Genomic DNA, 18,553 nt, shown 5'->3' with positions numbered 1-18,553 from the left:
ATCAATAGGAATGACACAATTTTTCCAAGCGTCAGGCGTACTAAACCTATCGCCCTATTTTAACTGCTGTTCTGCGACTAGCCAACTGGGCCGCCAACTGCACTGCTGCCTTCATGCTGGAGGCATCGGCAATCCCTTGACCTACAATATCAAAAGCTGTGCCGTGATCCGGAGATGTGCGGACAAAAGGCAAGCCAATTGTAGTGTTGACTGCTCGATCGAAAGCCATCAATTTTACTGGAATCAACCCCTGGTCGTGGTACATTGCCAAGTAACCGTCGTGAGCTTCCTTGGCTAAACCGTACCAAACTTTAGCCGGTTTTACCCACAGGGTATCAGGGGGGACTGGCCCGTCTAACTGCACTTGAGGAAAGCGATCGCGCTGCGTTTCCAACCAAGGTATCATCCAGTCTTGCTCTTCATTTCCCAGCTTGCCGTTTTCGCCGCTGTGAGGATTTAAGCCAGAAATCGCAATTTTCGGTCTTTCTAGCCCAAAATCTTCCCGCAAACAGTCTATCAGTAATTCTAGTTTTTCACTCAGTAATTCGGGACTCAACGCATCTGGGACTTGACGCAGGGAAATATGTGTGGTAGCGAGTAAAGTTACGAGCGTCCAGCCACTGTGTGGAGATGTGGCGGCAAACAGCATTCCGAATCGCTGCGATTTTGCTCTTTCTGCGAGGAGTTCTGTTTGTCCGGGATAATTGTAACCGGCCGCCTGCCAGCAAGTTTTGGAAATCGGGCCGGTCACGATGGCGGAGAATTCGCCGGCGATGGTACGGTCGATCGCACTTTCCATGTAAGCAAAGCTAGCCGCCCCGCTAGCTGCACTCCCGACGCCGGGGACAATTTCGCCCCACTTGCTGTCTGGTTCAATATTAATAATGTTTAATGTTTCGGGATTTGCCGCTTGTGCTGCAGGATTGCTCGATCGCAACTTATCGTAAGTTTGCTGCAAAACTCTCCTAGAACCTATAACCGTTGCCCTCAAACCAGCAGCGGAATCTGCCAAGGCCTTGAGAATCACTTCCGGGCCAATTCCCGCCGGATCTCCCAGAGTTACAGCTAATTGTGATTCCCGATCGAGACTCAAGGCAGTTTTCTCCAACAAAATACAGCAATTTCGGCACTGAAATTTTAGCATTCATCTACCTGGTTGCCCCAAATTATATTATCTTTATTTAATGCGAGCGCCCAATTAGACATATCAAACCATGAATCCTGAAATTTTCAATGCAGCCTTTTTGTCCTTTTCCCTAATTTTCGTGGGTATAGGTGGAGGCTTCCTCCTCCTCAAACTGCAAGGCGGCGAAGAATAAGTTTTTTTCAACCAATCCTTCAGAAGCCTTCTACCTTCTGCCTTCTAGAGTCTACTTGCTGCCGAAAGCCAGCCTTCTGCCAAAGATCTCAAGCCTAAAATGAGAAAAATTCAGGTTTTTGTTAAGTTTTTATAAAAAACTTAACAAAAACCTGATACCATCTTATTGAAAGTTTAAGATTCATAATTAATCCCTAGATGACTTTATTGATTTTAGGTGCCACCGGCACTCTCGGTCGCCAAATAGCCCGCCGCGCCCTAGACGAGGGCTACCAGGTGCGCTGTTTAGTCAGAAGTTACAGAAAAGCTGCATTTTTGAAAGAATGGGGCGCTGAACTCGTACCGGGGAACCTTTGCCAGCCAGACAGTCTGCCTCCTGCCCTAGAAGGTGTCAGTGCTATTATCGATGCAGCAACAGCCAGTGCAGCCGATTCTGTCAGCATCAAAAGAGTAGACTGGGACGGAAAAGTATCGCTGATCCAAGCAGCAGCAGCAGCAGGCATCAAGCGTTACATATTCTTTTCCTTTCTAGACGCTGAGAAATATCCCCAAGTCCCCTTGTTGGAAATCAAGCGCTGTACCGAATTGTTTTTAGCAGAATCCGGTCTAGACTACACAATCTTGAGACCTTGCGGCTTTTTGCAAGGACTGCTGAGCCTGTATGCAATGCCGATTTTGGACAATCAGGCAGTCTGGCTGCCCAACAAACCATCCGCCCTTGCCTACATGAACACTCAGGACGTTGCTAAATTTGCCGTCCGGGCCCTTTCAGTTCCTGAAACCGAGAAAAAAAGCTTTCCGGTGGTGGGGAATCGCGCTTGGGATGCTGACGAAATCGTGCGGTTGTGCGAACGGCTGTCAGGGAAGCAAGCTAAAATTACGCGCACCCCAGACGCCTTATTGAAGGCTACTCGTCAATTTGCTAAGTTCTTTCAGTGGAGTTGGAACGTAGCTGACAGGTTGGCTTTTTCAGAAGTTTTGGCAGCCGGAAAACCCTTGAAAGCTCCGATGGATGATGTTTACAGTGTCTTCGGAATCGACCCCAAAGAAACTACTACTTTGGAGTCTTATCTCGAAGAATACTTTAATCTGATTATGAAGAAGCTCAAGGAAATAGAGTACGAGCAGCTTAAAACTAAAAAACGGAGTAAACAAAAAATGCCCTTTACATTTTAAAGTGCCGAAAGCTGGGATTATATACAACGACGTTAAACCTGTGGCTTGTCGCATCGCCGCAGAGTTGGAAGACAAGCTGACTGCCCGCGGCTGGGAGGTTTGCTCGGTTTCTGGTTCCGGAGGAATTCTGGGCTATTCTAGCCCCGATCGCCCCCTGTGCCACACTCAGATCGAACAACTCGTCCCCCCCGGTTTTGACAGCGACATGGAGTTTGCAGTGGTTTTGGGCGGCGACGGTACGGTGCTGTCGGCATTTCGCCAAGTCGCTCCGATTGGAGTGCCGCTGCTGACTGTCAATACCGGTCACATGGGCTTTTTAACAGAAACTTACCTGAACTTGCTGCCGCAAGCTTTGGAAAAGGTGATCGGCGGAGAATATGAAATAGAAGAAAGATCGATGCTGGCGGTGCGGCTGTTTCGAGAAAACGACTGCCTTTGGGAAGCTCTTTGTCTCAATGAAATGGTGCTGCACCGGGAACCGCTGACTTGTATGTGTCATTTTGAAGTGGCGATCGGTCAGCACGCCTCTATTGACATTGCCGCAGATGGAGTCATCATCGCGACTCCCACAGGATCGACAGCTTACGCCCTTTCTGCCGGTGGGCCTGTCATCATTCCCGGAGTGCCGGTGTTGCAGTTGCTGCCTATTTGCCCGCATTCAATGGCTTCGCGGGCTTTGGTGTTTTCCAACACTGAGCCGGTCAAGATTTTGCCGGCGAGTCCGAACCGCCTGGTAATGGTGGTAGACGGGAACGGCGGATGTTATGTTCTGCCCGAAGATTGGGTGCAAGTCGAGCGATCTCCGTACCCAGCCCGCTTTATTCGGGTGCAATCTTTTGAGTTTTTCCACATTTTGCGGGAAAAATTGGGCTGGGGCTTGCCTCATATTGCTAAACCAAGTTCGGTTGAGTTGCCTTGATAGTTGTTGTTGACACTCCCCGACTATCAAGGTACGGGGATTGTTGGCTCAACCAGTTGGCTTGCTCGTAGATATCATATCAAGTCCTAGCCGTAGGAGACCGCAATTCCCGTTCCCGTTTTTCACCGATTGAAGGGATTTTGATTTTTTTATCTGTTGATAAATCGTAGAATAAAGCAGCAATTAGTGTTGGTAATGTAGCGCGGCATTTATCTACCGGAATCCTTAATTCTCGATCGAGCTTCCGAATCATCTCCAAAGTCAGGCAGCGTTTACGAGATAACGTTCGCGCTCACCGGACGCAAATAACCTTTGCAACCAAACTAATTTCACCAATTCGTTCCGGTGCAGCGCGGTTGTTAGGTCGCTGTCGGCAACTGAATTGTATCGCAACACCTTCAGTTACCTGTTGGACGAATAATGAGTGGACTAATCTCATTGATAGCTCCAAGATCTTTGAAAAATTCTTCTACCCCTTCAAGCGTGGAAAAAACGACTTGAGGAAGTTCTTCCCCAATAACCAAAGCTTCTCTAGCCCGTATATACTCACTTCCTAAATAGTCTTTACATTGTAAAAGCCTTTCTGTATGATCTAGAATTTCTCTACTTAAAACAGCTAAAGTCAATACACAGTCAATTCTTGTGTAAATAATTTGGATGCAAAGCCTCTGTAGTGTCGAGTCATTCTCAAGGCTTAATGGATTACCCACTGCTTTTTCTAAAACATTTAGAAACATTGAAAAATTTAGATCATAGGTAGATACATGATTCAACACTTTTCTAGGCAGCACACCAATTCTTAAACGAGCGATTTGATATATTTCATCTTGTTTTATTTGCTGCAAGTTGAATTCAAGGGTTTGAGCTTTTAAGTCTACGCTGAGTTCATAAGGCTTACTTAGAAAACTTATAAACAATTGCTGCAAGTAACTCAGGTAATTCCAATGTTGTTCTAATCTACTTGCAAAAGCTTGTGCTATCTCTTGAACTATGGATGTCTCTTCATTGGATATCAAGTTATTTTCTACATCTAGCAAAGCAGCTTGCTCTGATAACTTCTTCCATTCTTGTAACAGTGCAACACTATAACGTTTGTCATCACTATCAACTAACTTCCCGCAATTCTGACATAACCAGATACCATTCTCTGGAGACTTACGCTCTGTAGCAGAAAGTTCCGAATCAAAGCGCGGCCCACCTGAAGCAGCAGCAGTAATATGTGCGGCTACCCCAATGTTAATTGCTTTTGCAGGATCTGTTTGAGGTCCACTGGTCAATTTACGACAGTTTGGGTTTGAGCAACGATACCCCACTCGTCGGGCTAATACTTGTTTAGTTTTTTCATCGAAGTCATCTCTCATAAGCTCTACTTGCCAACTTGCTGGATAACTAAAGGAAACCTTATTTGAGCAATCTAGCCTCTGCATCTCACAGATAACCTACAAGTACAGTCCTAACCTAAAACCGAAGCGACCTAACTTATAATTATGCCGCAGTTGCGGTACAATACTGCATACCGACGCTCGCGGTCAGCAGCATAAGCAATGCAGGCTTTTAAATCTTCTCGCGTCAGATCGGGAAAATCGTCAAGAATTTCTGCTTCGGTCATCTCGGAAGCCAGGTACTCAAGCACTTCATAAACTGTAATTCGCAAGCCGCGTACACAAGGCTTACCACCGCGTTTATTTGCTTCGATCGTGATGTGGTTTCGGTAGTTCATAGTTTGATATGGGATTTTTAGCAGACCAGTTTAGAGAACAGATTTCAGTCCAAGACGATCGACGAATGGAAGAAAGTCCCGATCGCAAAATAAGAGTTCGTGATTGTTTTCGATGCAGAAGGTGGCGATAATGACATCGATCGTTTTGCGAACTGTGATGCCTTGCTTTCTGAGGGTGCGAAAGTTGTCAGCACTTTTGATGGCGATGTCGGCTTCGAGAAAATTGAAGACGGTGAGATTGGTGAGGAGATGCTTGGCGGTGTTGTAGTCGGAGTCTTGGCGAAACCCTTGGAGGACTTCGGTGAGGATAAGGTTGCCGATCGCGATCGGTTGGGTGGTGAGGAGTTGGTCAAGGAGATCGGTTTGTGGGGTGGATTGTCCGTTAAAGTAGTCAATCCAGACGCTGGAATCAACAATAATCATGGGCTTACTATTGTTCCGTATCCGTTCTCATGCGATTGAGGTCGCCGTCCCAGGCGAGTTTACCCCGTAGCGCACGTAGGTTCTCTTGGTTTTTCATTTGGATCAGCAGGCTCAGGGCCAATTCGATGACTTCTTGTTGTGCAGTCAGTCCGGTGACTTGGAGCGCATTGGTGATAAGGGAGCTATCGATTTCGATCGTGCTTTTCATAGGTGTTTTTGGGGTGAGTTTTATCGATCGCGCTTTCATCCGATTATAAGCGATCGCCCATCGGCAGCGATCGACATCTAGCGTATCTATTTATTCTACCAATTTTCTTTAGGTCAAGCTCTCGATCGAGCTTCCGAATCATCTCCAAGGTCAGGCAACGTTTGCGAGATAACGGTATAGTTGGAGTGTCTTCATTTCTATTCACTCTGCTTAGGACGGATTTCAAATTCTGAACGTGCCCGGAAGAAACAGACATCAAACTCGAAGAAGAAATTAGCTTGCCCCAAAATCAAAGGTACATTGGTTGCTTGTGTCCAGGCAAATGCCAGGTTAAGCGTTGGGAATGAACTAACTCGAGCATTAACAACGACTGCGCGGGCTTCAAATCGAGCCAAATTCCCAGCCAATACGACTGAGAGTGTCTCATTTTCCCAGACTAAGCCCAGTTGTAGCCCTAACTCGTAGGGCAAAACATTAACGCTTGCGCCTGTATCTAGTAAGCCCTCAGCGTTCAAGGATTGACCGTTGAGGCTGAGTGTCAATGGCAGATACGGCATTCGATCGACCATGCCAAGACTGCTGTCAATGATTTTGTAGGGAAATCTCTGAGCGTCAATCATTCTGTTCTTGTTGTTTTGTCGTCAGAAGATTCATTAAAACATTGGCAGCCTCAGAGCAATTGTAAGGCGACCAGACCGGATACTCTTGATTGGCAACAAAAAAGTTTGTTGCATCTTCTTCTTTGACCAGTTCTGTTGCAAGAAACTGCATCAGCCGAAGCTTGTCAATTTTTGAAAGTTCCTGGATTTTGGACATTAGTTCAGTTAATGGCATTTGAGAATCTCCTCGTTTGACGTTTGGCGAAAAGATTGGATCTACTAGCTTGTTGCATGGGTGCGCGATCGAAGTGTATTTATTTTACCAATTTTCTGTATGTCAAACTCTCGATCGAGCTTCCGAATCATCTCCAAGGTCAGGCAGCGTTTGCGAGATAACGGCTCAAATCAGCGGCGGCAAGCAGCCTTGAACTCAACGCAAGCAGAGCTCGAACGTCCGCTGCATTTGAAGTGTTAGCCTGATGCTGCACTTTTCTAAATCTAGCAGTAATCAAGGCTCATCTAGATTTATGAAACCCCAAATTCGATTGTCAGTGTCACTAATATAGTCAGCCATCTCTGGAAAAAGAACAGTGGTTTGCGAAACACCCATAAAAAGGTAAGTGGCAAATAACTTATAATGCATAACCCCATCATCAGTCGGTTGCATGAATCTGTTTTTCAAGCATTCATAGCCTCGAAGAGTAGGATACATCATGGGTCTACGTTCTTTAGGCTCGTAATAGAGTAATAACCCATCCTCTAGACTCAAAATTAAATTATGTTTGTATCTACCGGGTAAATTAATGTCATATAGCTGGTTGATTTCGCTAGCTATGTTTTGAATATCAAAGTTAAGCTTTTGGCATACAATAAATGTGAACAATTGGTCGTATGGACAAATCTCTGGATTATAATCACCTGGAATCACTTTTCTTATAATTGTTTTAGTTCCAATATTTTCTCTTTGCTTCTTAACATTAGTGAGCTTATTTATTGCATTCTTAAAATCCTGCTTAGATAAGACTGACTTTATTTCTCCAATGGCGCACACTGTCTCAACAGGGAAGAATCTTTGTCTGCTCTCAGACTGTATTAGAGGAGTAACTCGCGCATCATAAATAACTATGTCGCATTGTGTACTAATTTCGTCATTGGGATTGATGATGAAACCCTGAGAAATGTCTAAATTCAAAGGGACTACAAACTTTAAAAAATCTTTTACTATTGCTTCCCTGTACGAACCGTATTCACCGGGATGAATCAGTTTACCCTGTTTTTCATCATAGAAGAGATTTTTAGAAACGTTAGAAAATGAGTTTCTAAAAATCTCTATTTGTTCTAATAACAGTTGCTCAAATATTTTACTTACCACGATCAATATTTGACTCTTCGTTTCAATTATACTGTTTCATTGATAACCTGTCTGTAATCTAACTTTAAACACGAATAAGGTAATTTTGGCGTACCGCCCTCACCAAAAAACGAAGCAGGCTAACTTATAATTATATCGCAGTTGCAGTAAAATACTGGATATAGTCGAATAATACCGCAGAACAAGGATATATGTCAACCCCTTCTTACTCTCCATCAGAATCTCCTTTCCTCAATCGAGTTCGCCGCACGATTCGACTCTAGCACATGAGCCGTCGCCCTGAAAAAAGTTATCTTTATTGTATTTTAGATGAGAGTGGAGCGCACACTTTCGGCGATCGCCAGAACCAAAACATTCATCAGAACTTCTTCACGCACGAATAACTGTAACGGTTCGCCCCATTGGTGTCAGATGAATTTCAGTATTCAATCGTTCTTCTAATTCGATCGCATTCTCGCGTCGATCGAATATCACCAACCACCCTTCATCTTCTCCCAATCGAGCCAAATATCCATCTAACTGTTCCAAGCCTTTACTCAACGGATCGACTTTCCGAGTTCGCCAAACCTTCAGTTCAATTCCCAATGTTACCTCACCATAACGCAAACATAAATCCATTCTGTCGCGTCCGATCGCATATTCCCGTTCCAACGTTCCCCCACCATTAATCACCCGATGCAGAAACGCCATCAATACTAAATGTGGTGCAATTTCGGGATAAGAAGCACTTTTGAGTAACGGTTCACCATGTTGCAGCCAAAACGCGAGAAAAGTTTTGAGTAACGCTTGGGTGTCTAATGTCCCCTGGGACGTTAACCAACTCGGTGCAATTTGTGGCAGAGAAGCCATTGGCGTTACGGTGAGGACGCGGGGCAAAACTTCCCGATAAATTGGATTGGCGATCGTCAATCCACCCTGAACATCCATCTTACACAAACCCAAATCGATTAAAAACTGAATATCATCATTGGGGATATTGCCCAGTTCCAAACCCGCCAACATCGGCTCGATAATGGCTTTGACTCGGTTTTCTCGCAGTCGTTCTGCCAAACTATCCAAATGCGTATCTTGCCGTTGTATTAAAATTTCTTTAGCTGATAAAATATGTTCTGGTGTAATTTCTATAGATTCATCTGTTACTAATTCTTCTACAATTTCCTTAGCTAAAGCATTCACCAACCAAGGTTGTCCCTGAGTCAGTTCAAAAGCTAAGGCTACGGCTTCAGGTGTAAAAACTTGTCCGGTATCTTGGGTATGTTGCGCGTAGAGTTCCGCGACTTCTGAGGCATTAAAATCTCTGAGAGTAATCGATCGCACTTTAATATTAAACGGACTGGATGTATTGAGTCGATCGCTTCCCCCCGCAGCCACTTTGTAATCGCGAACATCCCGCAAACCAATTAAACCCACCGATTGCGGAAACGCTTTCGGGCGATTGGGATAACCATCGCGTAATTGGCGCAGAATAGAAATCAAAGCTTGGTCTTGTAGTGCGTCAATTTCATCGATGAAAACCACCAAAGGACGAGGAGAAGATTGTGTCCACAGGCTGAGTACATCGCCGATTTGCTGTCCCGGTTCCGACGAGGGCCAAGCAGGTGGCTGCAATTCTGGGGGAAGTCGAATCGAAATCGCCCGTCGCCAAGCACCGAGAATGGCATCCTCTGCACCCGCGATGTCTTGACTGAAGGGTGCGCCCACTTCTACCGACAGCATCACGGCGGTGTATTGTCCGCTTTCGGTGAGTTGTTTGGCTAACGCCAGCATAGCGGTGGTTTTCCCCACTTGCCGGGGTGCGTGGATGACGAAATAGCTTTGCTGAGCAATCAGTCGCTCTAAATTTGGGAGGCGACGGGTGGCAGGAAGCTGATAGTGAATGTCATCGCGGCAGGGGCCAGCAGTATTGAACCAACGCGGCATAGGTCAACTGGGGCGAATGGGGCTGCTCTCAGTTTAGTGTACTGTTGTTGGAATGGCGTTCTAGTTGTTAAGCGGGGGTTTGTATCGACTCTCCGGCCCCGATGAAACTCTCTCAGAGCGAAAGTCGTGCTCGATTCTTGATTCATAGAACGGAAGAACCCCAACTGCCAACTGCCAAAGTTTCACTCTTCCACGCGATCGCCCAATTCCGCCAAACGAGTGCGAGACTGCCACCATTTCGGCTGCACTTTGACAAATAACTCCAAATATACTTTGCCCTCAATTAACTTTTGAATCTGTTCTCGCGCCGCACTGCCGATCGACTGTAAGCGGAAACGATAGAACTCAAATGAGTGACACTCCAATGTGTGAACTCACAAAAGTGTCACTATAAAAAGCGACTGTGAAGCCATCGAAGACAGCAGTTATACCTGAAATATCAAATGAAAACACTCGAATGCACAGAGGATTCCCATCATGTTTACAGAAGAAAAAACTCTCAATAATCAAGCTATCGCTGTCGTCGCCGATACAACTTCTCAATCAACTCTTGCAGTTGCTGAAGCGTCTAAACTCATGAAACCCACTTTAAAACGGGGTTCTACTGGTCAAGCCGTCAAGGAACTGCAACAGCTTTTATATCATTGGGGATATTATTACGGTTTTGCGATCGATGGTATTTTCGACACCTATGTTGAAGACGCCGTTAAAGACTATCAACACCGCGTCTTTTTACCTGAAGATGGGATTGTCAGTCCTCTAACCTGGCAAGCACTATACTCGGGTGCACCTGTGAATATGCCGACTCTCATGATTGGTAGTTCAGGTAATGCTGTCAAAATTGTTCAGAATGTCTTGAAATTGAATGGATACTATTTCGGTTTTGTTGACGGATACTTCGGGGTTATGACCAAAGTAGCGGCGATCCAGTTCCAAACGATTAAGGGTTTACCAGCCGATGGAATTGTCGGGCCGAGAACTTGGCACGCTTTGAGCAAGTTACGGCACTAAACAACGGTATATCTCACTTGTATAGGACTTACGTGCCGACTCTAATTGTAGGGTGCGAAACCCGCACCTTACAACTACAGGTAGTGTAGTTTCTCAGTTATTGCGTAAGTCCTGTTAGTTAAGCTTTAATCATGTATGAGGTTAATCAAATGACACATTCTGCTATCCTTGAAGCTCCAGCAAATTCTTCTGAACCCGGACAAGAGCTGGCTGAATTTTTGCAGGAAGATAATGGACACTACTCGGCAATGCGAGCGATGAGTTTTATTGCACTGATTGCAGCAATTGTGTTTGGCGCAATCACAATAACTATCAAGAATGCTGATGGCAAATACATTACAACTTCTTTTTTAGTTGCTGCTTTTGCACCAAAAGCTGTTCAAAAATTTGCCGAACGTCCTTAAAGAGTTGACAGTTGACAGTTGACAGTTGACAGTTGCGGGCGGAGTTTTTAGGACAATGATTTCAACTGAACTTCTGCCTACGAGGGGAAGTTCAGTTGTAAAATCTCTCAACGATCGCCCTTATTTGCTCCATCAGTTCGCTTTATTCTTCCACCCGATAGCCCAATTCCGCCAAACGAGTGCGAGACTGTCGCCATTTCGGCTGTACCTTGACAAATAGCTCCAAATATACTTTGCCTTCAATTAACTTTTGAATCTGTTCCCGGGCCGCACTGCCGATCGACTTGAGCATACTGCCGCTTTTACCGATTAAAATGCCTTTTTGCGAATCTCGTTCGACGTGAATTGTCGCTAGAATGCGGGTAATTTTTGCTTCTTCTTGAACAATGTCGATCGCAATTGCTACGGAATGCGGCACTTCTTCCCGCGTCAGCAGCAAAATCTGTTCCCGAATCAATTCGCCCATAATAAAGCGTTCCGGCTGGTCAGTCACCAAATCTGGCGGATAATAATAAGGCCCAACCTCCAAATGTTCGATTAACAATTGTTGCAGCGGCTCGACACCCTCGCCCGTGAGAGCGGAAAATTTCACCACCGGCCACTCAGGATTGACAATTTGCTCGTAAGTTCGATCGATCAACACGGAATCCTCCGGTTGTTCGTCCAACTTATTCATCCCCAAAATCACCGGAACTTTGCAATTGCTGAGAATTTCGACAATATATCGATCGCCCCCTCCCGATTCCACCGAACCATCCACCACAAACAGCACCACATCCACTGACTGAATCGCTGTGCGGGCATTCTGCACCAAAACCTTGCCCAATTGGTGATGCGGCTTGTGAATTCCGGGAGTATCTACAAAAATAATTTGTGCTTCCGGTGTCGTTAGGATGCCCCGCAGCCTGTTACGTGTCGTCTGAGACACCGGCGAAGTAATCGCAATTTTCTGCCCCACCAACTGATTCATCAGCGTTGATTTTCCGACATTCGGGCGTCCGACAATACCCACAAAGCCCGATTTGTAACCCGCCGGAGCCACGGGAACACCCATAATGTCCGATACGTCGATAAATTTACTATCTTCCACTAAAATCACCTATTTTCAAGCCCCTTCTCTGTCTATTGTCGCCTGAAAATACTCAAACGCCCATCGATGCACTCTACCATCTTTCTCGCCCTGGTATAGCGCGCCACACTCAAACCTCGATCGAGCCGCAAACCAGTGTTAAAACCTGATACGCGAGCGGCAAAACTTGATATCTGAGACAAAATTTGATAAAGTTCCAATGACATCGCTCGAAAATGAATTATTCTGGTAAAACCGACACCCAAATGCTGTAACAACTTCAGATGTGTAAATGTTTAACTCAACTGAAACTATTCTACAGTTTGTCAGGCAAACCAGTTTTAACATTTTTGAGAATGTTTGGTAATAAATTAGGTAGGTTAAACTCAAACTCAAAAGCTGAATATCACCAGGCGCTTTTTCCATAAAAGCTAGTGTTTGGGAGCATACCTAATTAGTGCTAATCGTCATAAAGTTGAGGAGATGAATCAGATGAAATCGAAATTATTTTGGAGTTTTTGCACCGTTTTGGTAGCAAGCCTGCCTGTTCCAGCCTTCGCTCAAACCAGCCCTCCCACAAGCCCTCAAGCAGAGATTGACTACAAGGGCGGCTCGATGAAATACCAGTTGCTACCGGGCAAAAGACCTGACAGAACCTTGCCCAAAGCTTTTGACTTTCCAATTATTACCAATGTTGCTACTGACACTAGCATCACCACAGATTACCTAATTACAGATCAGTTTCGCGCCCCATCCACTCGTTCAGAATACACCGCAGCTCTCACCGCGTGGTCACAATCAATCAGAGAATGTCTGGCAAAACAGCCCCGCTTGATCCGAGCCAGCACCAAGAACCCGATTAAGATTAATGGTACAGTAGGCACGATTGTCAGAAACGCAAATAACCGTGCAGTTTGCAAATAAACCAGCAATATCATGGTGGCTAAATTGACCGTAATTGCTGTAAGGGCGGGTTCGCCCATATCTCCCATCCAAGCATCGACACAGTAAACCCGTCACGGCGGCGATATTGGGGTCAATCGAGGCCACTTGATGTAACTTCCGCTATCTAAAGATCAAAACTAGAGAGTGTTTTTGAACAAAAAGAGCAATAGGTTTTCTATTGCTCTTTTTGGTGGGGAAATTTCTATTAATATCTATTAGGACTTACAGCAATCCTAAATCATTTGTGAATTTCTTACTCCCTCCCCGCGGGTTCGGGGAGGGTTGGGGTGGGGTAAAAATTTTACGACTCCTGCAAGGATTGCTATATATGATATTGGCTGGAACAACATCATATAAGAGGTTTGTAGTGAGGAATGCAAGTCCTGATCGAAGCTTGAGGACTTGCATTCCTCACTGCAAACAAGATAATTACGCAGAAACCAGCTTGTTGCCAAAAAATCCCGTCGAACCCGAGGGATATGGATTATAACACCTGGTTTATGAAAGTTTGTATGCGTCATTCCCGATTAAGTAGCGCAAAATTCATGTGTACTCAGTAAAATTTCGCCATAATCAGGAATCCAAGCCAGCCACTTTTCCTCCGAACATTCACACAACAGCCACGCCTCGTCAAAGCTGAATGCGGTTGGCGGATTGAACAATTTAACCCACATAGAAGGAGCCAATTTGGGTGCAGGTACGGCGCAGCCAAATTTTTCCCAGTCGCGGGCACTGGCGACGCTTCCTGACATTGGTTGGGATTGCCAAGTACGAATATCTGTTTGCAGTTTCATCACAACTCCTTTTGAGCTAAGAGTCTGCACCAGGTCGGGGTTGCAACAACCCAGAGCGAAGGCGCAGAAAAAATCTATTATGTAGTCTATGCTACGGAATTTCCCAGGCAAATGTGTAGCCTTGTAGCAAAAATTTACAATCGAGAGCAAAAAACGGGTTCAAAGCTGAAAAGGTCGATCTTTTATTGTTGGGTTCGGCAACGATCGCCTACCATAACAAACAACATCTGATTTATTTCAAAAATTCCGACATGAACCAAAGTGCAGAATCCCCGTGGAAAACTCTAGACCGCTTTTTAGAAATCAACTCTCTATGGGTAGAACTAATCGCCGAACATCTCGAAACAAGCGAAGGGCAAATAGTAGAATATTGGCGAGTTGAAAGAGCCGATTCAGTTGTAATCTTGACAATTCAATCTGAAAAATTACTGTTTCCCCCACCGATGTATCGCCCCGGTGTAGCAGAAGCAACCCTTGATTTTCCCGGCGGTCGCGTAGAAGCCGAAGCCACGCCAGCAGCGGAAGTTCCAGCTATACTCAAGAAAGAACTAGGCGTGACAGAAAGTGCGATCGCCCGCATCGAACCGATTAACACCGTCGGCTGGGAAATAAACAGTTCCTTCTCCAATCAAAAACTCTACGGTTTTGTTGCAGAATTGCACCCTACAGCAACAGTAAACCCCGAACGGATCGGTGCTGAATATCCTGTCACCCCAGACGGAATTCGCGACTTGCTCAAAAAATTAACTTGCCTGCAATGTCGAGCCTTACTGCTAGAATGGCAAAATCAAGTCGATTTTAGATTTTAGATTTTAGATTTTAGATTTTAGAATTGGGAATTGTCCCCCGAGACTCGCTGATTTGAATTTTAGGACTTACGCTCATAAACCAGGTTTCTCTGACAAATCTTAGGTGAAGCAGCAAATTATCTGAGAAAAAAACCTGGTTTCTCGCCCCTTGTCTGTAAGTCCTAAAATTCCTGAAAACCCAAATCACCGGAACTAATCATGCCTCTCAATCATGAAGTTGCTGTCGAATGCCTCGACGTTACATATCGTCTCAACCGCAGGCATTTAGTAGACAAACTCAATTTCAAAGTGCTGCAAGGAGAAGTTTTAGTATTGCTGGGACGCAGCGGCAGTGGCAAAACTACCACCATGAAATTGATTAACAATTTACTGACGCCAAGCAGCGGCGAAGTTCTTGTCATGGGAAAACCGACAACTCAGTGGAACCCAATTCAACTGCGCCGAAAAATTGGCTATGTGATTCAAGAAATAGGTTTGTTTCCCCATTTTACCGTCGAGCAAAACATCGGTTTAGTGCCGAAATTGGAAGGTTGGGAGGGCGATCGCATTAAATCTCGCGTCCGCCAACTGTTAGAATTAGTCAACCTCGACCCCCAGCACTTCGCCAAACGCTATCCCCATCAGTTATCCGGCGGACAGCGGCAGCGGGTAGGCGTCGCTAGAGCACTGGCGGCTGACCCTCCGATATTGTTAATGGACGAACCGTTTGGTGCTTTAGACCCCATTACTCGTCTGGAATTGCAGCGAGAATTCGGTCAATTGCAGCAGCAACTCGGCAAAACTGTGATTTTTGTGACTCACGGCATTCAAGAAGCTTTTTTGTTAGCTTCTAGAATAGGTTTGATGCAAGATGGACGGTTGATTGAATTGGCATCGCCCGATAATTTTATAAAATCTCAGCATCCAGAAGCTCGCGCATTTCTTGAATGTTTGCAAGTAGCTAGATTTGAATGATTTTAGCAAAAATTTGATAATATAGTTTTAGTAACTAAGCTGATAATCAAACGATGCACAGTCTTTACGAGACAGACTTCTATGCTTGGACGCAAGAACAAGCCAAGTTACTTCGCAAGTGTCAGTGGAGTCAACTTGACTTGCCAAATTTAATTGAGGAGATTGAATCTTTGGGCAAACAGGAACGTCAAGAACTTAGAAATCGTTTGAGCATTTTGCTGGGACATTTGCTGAAGTGGCAATATCAGCCCCAGCAGCGCAGTCGTAGCTGGTTGTCTACAATTCGAGTGCAGCGGCGGGACACTCAGAGACTGATACAGGAGAACCCAAGTCTGAAACCTTACTTGCAAGAAGCTTTCCCAGAAGCTTATCAAAATGGTAGAGATTTGGCAGTAGGAGAAACCGATTTACCTCTCAAAACATTTCCTCAAAATTGCCTTTACAGCTTAGAGGAAATTCTGGACTCTCGCTTCTATCCTGGTGAAGCAAGTCCTGAAATAGAAAATGATTTATAAGATTGACAGCAATCAGGAATAACCAATTACCCAATGATAATTTTTATCAACCGCTATGGTGCCCAAATAATTCAGCGCGCCGTCGAACACTTATATTTAGTAACTGTGGCAATTTTTATAGCTATTATTGTGGGGATTCCCCTGGGAATTTTAGCCACCAGAAAACCAAAATTGAAAAAGCCAATTTTGGGATTTGCTAATATTATGCAAACAATTCCCAGTTTAGCTTTGTTTGGCTTGCTAATCCCGTTGCCGGTATTGGGTGGAATAGGCGCTCGCACGGCAATTATCGCCCTCACTCTGTATTCTTTACTGCCAATTATCCGCAATACTTATACTGGTATTGTCGGCGTCGATCCAGCGATTGCGGAAGCAGGAAGAGGCATGGGGATGACCGATATGCAACTGTTATGGCAAGTGGAAATCCCCCTGGCACTGGGCGTGATTCTGGCGGGGGTGCGAGTTGCTGCGGTAATTGCGATCGGACTGGCAACAATTGCCGCGGCAATTGGTGCTGGCGGCTTGGGGGTGTTTATTTTTCGCGGCGTTGCTACAGTCAACAATCAGTTACTTTTGGCTGGGGCAATTCCGGCAGCTTTGATGGCATTAGCTGTGGATTTTGGGCTGGGTTTGGTAGAAGCCCGCCTCTCTAAAAGTACATTAAAAACTCTTAATCAGGACTAAAATCCTGACTGCCATCTGTCAGCGTTGTCACTCTCTGCGAACCAGAATCATTCGCAGGATTCGCTATCAGATTGCGGATTTGATTTGAGCGTTCAATGTACTCTCGATCGCTCAAAACAGCTTTGGTTCCGTCCAGCAAAATTGGATCTGCCAAATCGATCCAAGAACGGCAACCGCCGTATTCAGGAATGTACGGAATTTCGCGGATTTCTGCAAGGCGATAAACCCGCAGCAATAAAATATAAATTGGCTGATTTTGTTTCCATTTCAGGCGGTCGCTGACAAATTTTTCATTCCAAATATGGTAAGGAAACAGCGCAGTAATGGCCGGTTCCCAAGCTACCAAAAAAACATCGGTAATCTCCGCCCAACTGCCAATTTTAATAACTTCAGGATGCCAGCCCGATTCGACAGTTTTTACTCGATCTGCAAACTCCGGTTTTAATAAATCCGGCTGTTGGTGTTCAAAAGTTGGATATAATAAAACCTGTTTGTCACCGACATTGAAATGTCCTGCTTGCTCGCGAATTCCCCCCTTCCGCAACAGCATAATCGTTTGGCCTTGTTCCAAAGCATTAACTGCTACATTCCATTCTTTCAGTGCGCGAGTAGTTGATTTCATAGAAACTTAGTCTTGTTTTAACAATAGTAACAAAATCCGTACTTTCAAGCAAGTACAGCACCTTGATTCTGCTAAAATTATATGGCGTCCGAATAAATGATAATGAAAAAAAGCAGGGTTGAAGATATGAAAAATCGGCAATTGGGCACTTCGGAAATTTATATCACCCCGATAATTATGGGGACTTGGCAAGCTGGGAAGCGGATGTGGGTGGGAATTGAGGATGCTGAAACTGTCAAAGCAATGCGCGCCGCTTTTGATGCCGGTATTACCACCTTTGATACGGCTGAGGTTTACGGAGAAGGCCATTCGGAACAAATTATCGGTGAAGCACTTTCAGATGTACGATCGCAAGTAGTTTATGCTAGCAAAGTTTTCGCCAACCACTTGAAACCCGATTTGTTAATCGAAGCGTGCGATCGATCTCTAAAAAACCTCAACACCGATTATATCGACCTTTACCAAATCCACTGGCCCGCTGGCACTTGGAATTCCGAGTTAGTGCCAATTGCAGACACAATGGACGCCCTGAACAAGTTAAAAGAACAGGGAAAAATTCGGGCGATCGGCGTTTCCAACTTCTCCCGCGCCCAAATAGAAGAAGCCGCCCAATACGGACGCATTGACAGCTTGCAACCGCCCTATTCTCTGTTTTGGCGCTGGGTAGAAAAAGATGCTATGTCATATTGTGTGGACAATCATATCTCCATCATTGCCTATTCATCTCTAGCTCAAGGAATATTGACAGGTAAATTCGGGCCAGAACACAAGTTTGAAGAAGGCGACCACCGCGCCAAAAATAAGCTGTTCATCAAAGAAAATTACGACCGAGTGCAAACAGCATTAAATCAACTCAGGCCAATTGCCGATCGCCACCAGACAAGCTTAGGAAATTTAGCTTTAGCTTGGTTGATTTCCCAGCCACAAACAAATGCAATTGTCGGCGCGCGCGACGGGGAACAAGCAGCCCAAAATGCTAAAGCTGCTGAGGTAAAATTGAGTGAAGAGGAATTAAAAGAAATTGACGCGATCGGGCGCACCGTCACCGATCATTTAGACGATAACCCCGTTATGTGGAATTTCTAAAATAG

General features: G+C 45.1%; 25 protein-coding genes and 1 pseudogene. 12 read left to right on the top strand and 14 right to left on the bottom strand.

Features of this window, described 5'->3' with window-relative positions; genetic code table 11:
• Nucleotides 1–46 precede the first annotated feature (46 nt).
• Complete coding sequence (gene pdxA, locus QUB30_RS08570; protein WP_333331891.1) at nt 47–1,144, bottom strand: 4-hydroxythreonine-4-phosphate dehydrogenase PdxA; 1,098 nt, start codon at nt 1,142–1,144, stop codon at nt 47–49.
• Nucleotides 1,145–1,214: 70 nt separating this feature from the next.
• Here pdxA and petM point away from each other — a divergent pair, with 70 nt between their 5' ends.
• The 3 genes from petM (at nt 1,215) to QUB30_RS08555 (ending at nt 3,413) form a co-directional block, all read left to right on the top strand.
• A complete protein-coding gene (gene petM / locus QUB30_RS08565; protein ID WP_172189541.1) occupies nt 1,215–1,319 on the top strand; it encodes a cytochrome b6-f complex subunit PetM in 105 nt (34 codons plus the stop codon).
• Between the two features lie 197 nt (nt 1,320–1,516).
• Nucleotides 1,517–2,494, top strand: coding sequence for an NmrA family NAD(P)-binding protein (locus QUB30_RS08560; RefSeq protein WP_190657002.1), 978 nt, complete (start codon nt 1,517–1,519; stop codon nt 2,492–2,494).
• Between the two features lies 1 nt (nt 2,495).
• Nucleotides 2,496–3,413 carry an NAD(+) kinase gene (locus QUB30_RS08555; protein WP_333331888.1) on the top strand — a complete coding sequence of 306 codons (918 nt, stop codon included), beginning with the start codon at nt 2,496–2,498 and terminating at the stop codon, nt 3,411–3,413.
• A 398-nt stretch (nt 3,414–3,811) separates the two neighbouring features.
• Here the strand turns inward: QUB30_RS08555 and QUB30_RS08550 are convergent, their stop codons facing one another.
• From QUB30_RS08550 to QUB30_RS08525, 6 genes are all read right to left on the bottom strand, one after another.
• Nucleotides 3,812–4,774, bottom strand: a complete 963-nt coding sequence (locus QUB30_RS08550) for a hypothetical protein (RefSeq protein ID WP_333331885.1) — start codon at nt 4,772–4,774, stop codon at nt 3,812–3,814.
• Nucleotides 4,775–4,887: 113 nt separating this feature from the next.
• Entirely contained in the window at nt 4,888–5,133 is a 246-nt protein-coding gene (locus QUB30_RS08545) for a DUF433 domain-containing protein (protein ID WP_333331882.1), read from the bottom strand.
• 30 nt (nt 5,134–5,163) lie between these two features.
• Entirely contained in the window at nt 5,164–5,556 is a 393-nt protein-coding gene (gene vapC / locus QUB30_RS08540; protein WP_333331879.1) for a type II toxin-antitoxin system VapC family toxin, read from the bottom strand.
• Between the two features lie 7 nt (nt 5,557–5,563).
• On the bottom strand, nt 5,564–5,764 hold the full coding sequence (locus QUB30_RS08535; RefSeq protein ID WP_333331876.1) for a type II toxin-antitoxin system VapB family antitoxin: 201 nt from the start codon (nt 5,762–5,764) through the stop codon (nt 5,564–5,566).
• A 197-nt stretch (nt 5,765–5,961) separates the two neighbouring features.
• Nucleotides 5,962–6,384, bottom strand: coding sequence for an aspartyl protease family protein (locus QUB30_RS08530; RefSeq protein ID WP_332954395.1), 423 nt, complete (start codon nt 6,382–6,384; stop codon nt 5,962–5,964).
• The gene (locus QUB30_RS08525) at nt 6,377–6,598 is read right to left on the bottom strand and encodes a hypothetical protein (RefSeq protein WP_333331873.1); all 222 of its coding nucleotides are present in this window, start codon (nt 6,596–6,598) and stop codon (nt 6,377–6,379) included. Before QUB30_RS08525 ends, QUB30_RS08530 begins: the two co-directional genes overlap by 8 nt.
• Nucleotides 6,599–6,697: 99 nt before the next feature.
• Between QUB30_RS08525 and QUB30_RS08520 the strand changes: the two genes are divergently transcribed.
• Nucleotides 6,698–6,838 carry a hypothetical protein gene (locus tag QUB30_RS08520; protein WP_333331870.1) on the top strand — a complete coding sequence of 47 codons (141 nt, stop codon included), beginning with the start codon at nt 6,698–6,700 and terminating at the stop codon, nt 6,836–6,838.
• Between the two features lie 33 nt (nt 6,839–6,871).
• On the opposite strand, the gene QUB30_RS08515 is transcribed toward QUB30_RS08520, so the two are convergent.
• From QUB30_RS08515 to QUB30_RS08505, 3 genes and pseudogenes are all read right to left on the bottom strand, one after another.
• Entirely contained in the window at nt 6,872–7,735 is an 864-nt protein-coding gene (locus QUB30_RS08515; protein ID WP_333331867.1) for a DUF6602 domain-containing protein, read from the bottom strand.
• A gap of 369 nt (nt 7,736–8,104) precedes the next feature.
• Nucleotides 8,105–9,655 (bottom strand): ATP-binding protein, encoded by a 1,551-nt coding sequence (locus QUB30_RS08510; protein ID WP_333331864.1) that lies wholly within the window; start codon nt 9,653–9,655, stop codon nt 8,105–8,107.
• Nucleotides 9,656–9,837: 182 nt separating this feature from the next.
• A pseudogene (locus tag QUB30_RS08505) lies at nt 9,838–9,984 on the bottom strand (GTPase Era); the annotation flags it as partial.
• A 148-nt stretch (nt 9,985–10,132) separates the two neighbouring features.
• Here QUB30_RS08505 and QUB30_RS08500 point away from each other — a divergent pair.
• Together QUB30_RS08500 and QUB30_RS08495 are read left to right on the top strand one after the other, a co-directional pair.
• Entirely contained in the window at nt 10,133–10,666 is a 534-nt protein-coding gene (locus QUB30_RS08500) for a peptidoglycan-binding protein (protein ID WP_333331861.1), read from the top strand.
• A gap of 131 nt (nt 10,667–10,797) precedes the next feature.
• Entirely contained in the window at nt 10,798–11,070 is a 273-nt protein-coding gene (locus QUB30_RS08495; protein ID WP_333331858.1) for a hypothetical protein, read from the top strand.
• 142 nt (nt 11,071–11,212) lie between these two features.
• Here the strand turns inward: QUB30_RS08495 and era are convergent, their stop codons facing one another.
• Together era and QUB30_RS08485 are read right to left on the bottom strand one after the other, a co-directional pair.
• On the bottom strand, nt 11,213–12,124 hold the full coding sequence (gene era / locus QUB30_RS08490; RefSeq protein WP_333040924.1) for a GTPase Era: 912 nt from the start codon (nt 12,122–12,124) through the stop codon (nt 11,213–11,215).
• Nucleotides 12,125–12,192: 68 nt separating this feature from the next.
• Nucleotides 12,193–12,366 carry a hypothetical protein gene (locus tag QUB30_RS08485; protein WP_333331855.1) on the bottom strand — a complete coding sequence of 58 codons (174 nt, stop codon included), beginning with the start codon at nt 12,364–12,366 and terminating at the stop codon, nt 12,193–12,195.
• A 265-nt stretch (nt 12,367–12,631) separates the two neighbouring features.
• Here QUB30_RS08485 and QUB30_RS08480 point away from each other — a divergent pair, with 265 nt between their 5' ends.
• A complete protein-coding gene (locus tag QUB30_RS08480) occupies nt 12,632–13,063 on the top strand; it encodes a hypothetical protein (RefSeq protein WP_333331851.1) in 432 nt (143 codons plus the stop codon).
• 548 nt (nt 13,064–13,611) lie between these two features.
• On the opposite strand, the gene QUB30_RS08475 is transcribed toward QUB30_RS08480, so the two are convergent.
• A complete protein-coding gene (locus QUB30_RS08475; RefSeq protein WP_333331848.1) occupies nt 13,612–13,878 on the bottom strand; it encodes a hypothetical protein in 267 nt (88 codons plus the stop codon).
• 251 nt (nt 13,879–14,129) lie between these two features.
• Here QUB30_RS08475 and QUB30_RS08470 point away from each other — a divergent pair, with 251 nt between their 5' ends.
• From QUB30_RS08470 to QUB30_RS08455, 4 genes are all read left to right on the top strand, one after another.
• Nucleotides 14,130–14,687 carry an NUDIX hydrolase gene (locus QUB30_RS08470; protein WP_333331845.1) on the top strand — a complete coding sequence of 186 codons (558 nt, stop codon included), beginning with the start codon at nt 14,130–14,132 and terminating at the stop codon, nt 14,685–14,687.
• 198 nt (nt 14,688–14,885) lie between these two features.
• Entirely contained in the window at nt 14,886–15,641 is a 756-nt protein-coding gene (locus tag QUB30_RS08465) for an ATP-binding cassette domain-containing protein (RefSeq protein ID WP_333331842.1), read from the top strand.
• Nucleotides 15,642–15,694: 53 nt separating this feature from the next.
• Nucleotides 15,695–16,156: a DUF29 domain-containing protein gene (locus tag QUB30_RS08460; protein WP_333331839.1), complete on the top strand. Its 462-nt coding sequence runs from the start codon at nt 15,695–15,697 to the stop codon at nt 16,154–16,156.
• Between the two features lie 33 nt (nt 16,157–16,189).
• Nucleotides 16,190–16,840: an ABC transporter permease gene (locus QUB30_RS08455; RefSeq protein ID WP_333331836.1), complete on the top strand. Its 651-nt coding sequence runs from the start codon at nt 16,190–16,192 to the stop codon at nt 16,838–16,840.
• On the opposite strand, the gene QUB30_RS08450 is transcribed toward QUB30_RS08455, so the two are convergent.
• Nucleotides 16,827–17,462, bottom strand: coding sequence for a DUF1802 family protein (locus QUB30_RS08450; RefSeq protein ID WP_333331833.1), 636 nt, complete (start codon nt 17,460–17,462; stop codon nt 16,827–16,829). The genes QUB30_RS08455 and QUB30_RS08450 overlap by 14 nt on opposite strands.
• 126 nt (nt 17,463–17,588) lie before the next feature.
• Between QUB30_RS08450 and QUB30_RS08445 the strand changes: the two genes are divergently transcribed.
• Nucleotides 17,589–18,548, top strand: a complete 960-nt coding sequence (locus QUB30_RS08445; protein ID WP_333332201.1) for an aldo/keto reductase — start codon at nt 17,589–17,591, stop codon at nt 18,546–18,548.
• Nucleotides 18,549–18,553: the final 5 nt, after the last annotated feature.

Source organism: Microcoleus sp. BROC3 (assembly GCF_036702515.1).
Classification (GTDB): domain Bacteria; phylum Cyanobacteriota; class Cyanobacteriia; order Cyanobacteriales; family Microcoleaceae; genus Microcoleus.
This window is presented reverse-complemented; position numbering and strand designations above follow the sequence as displayed.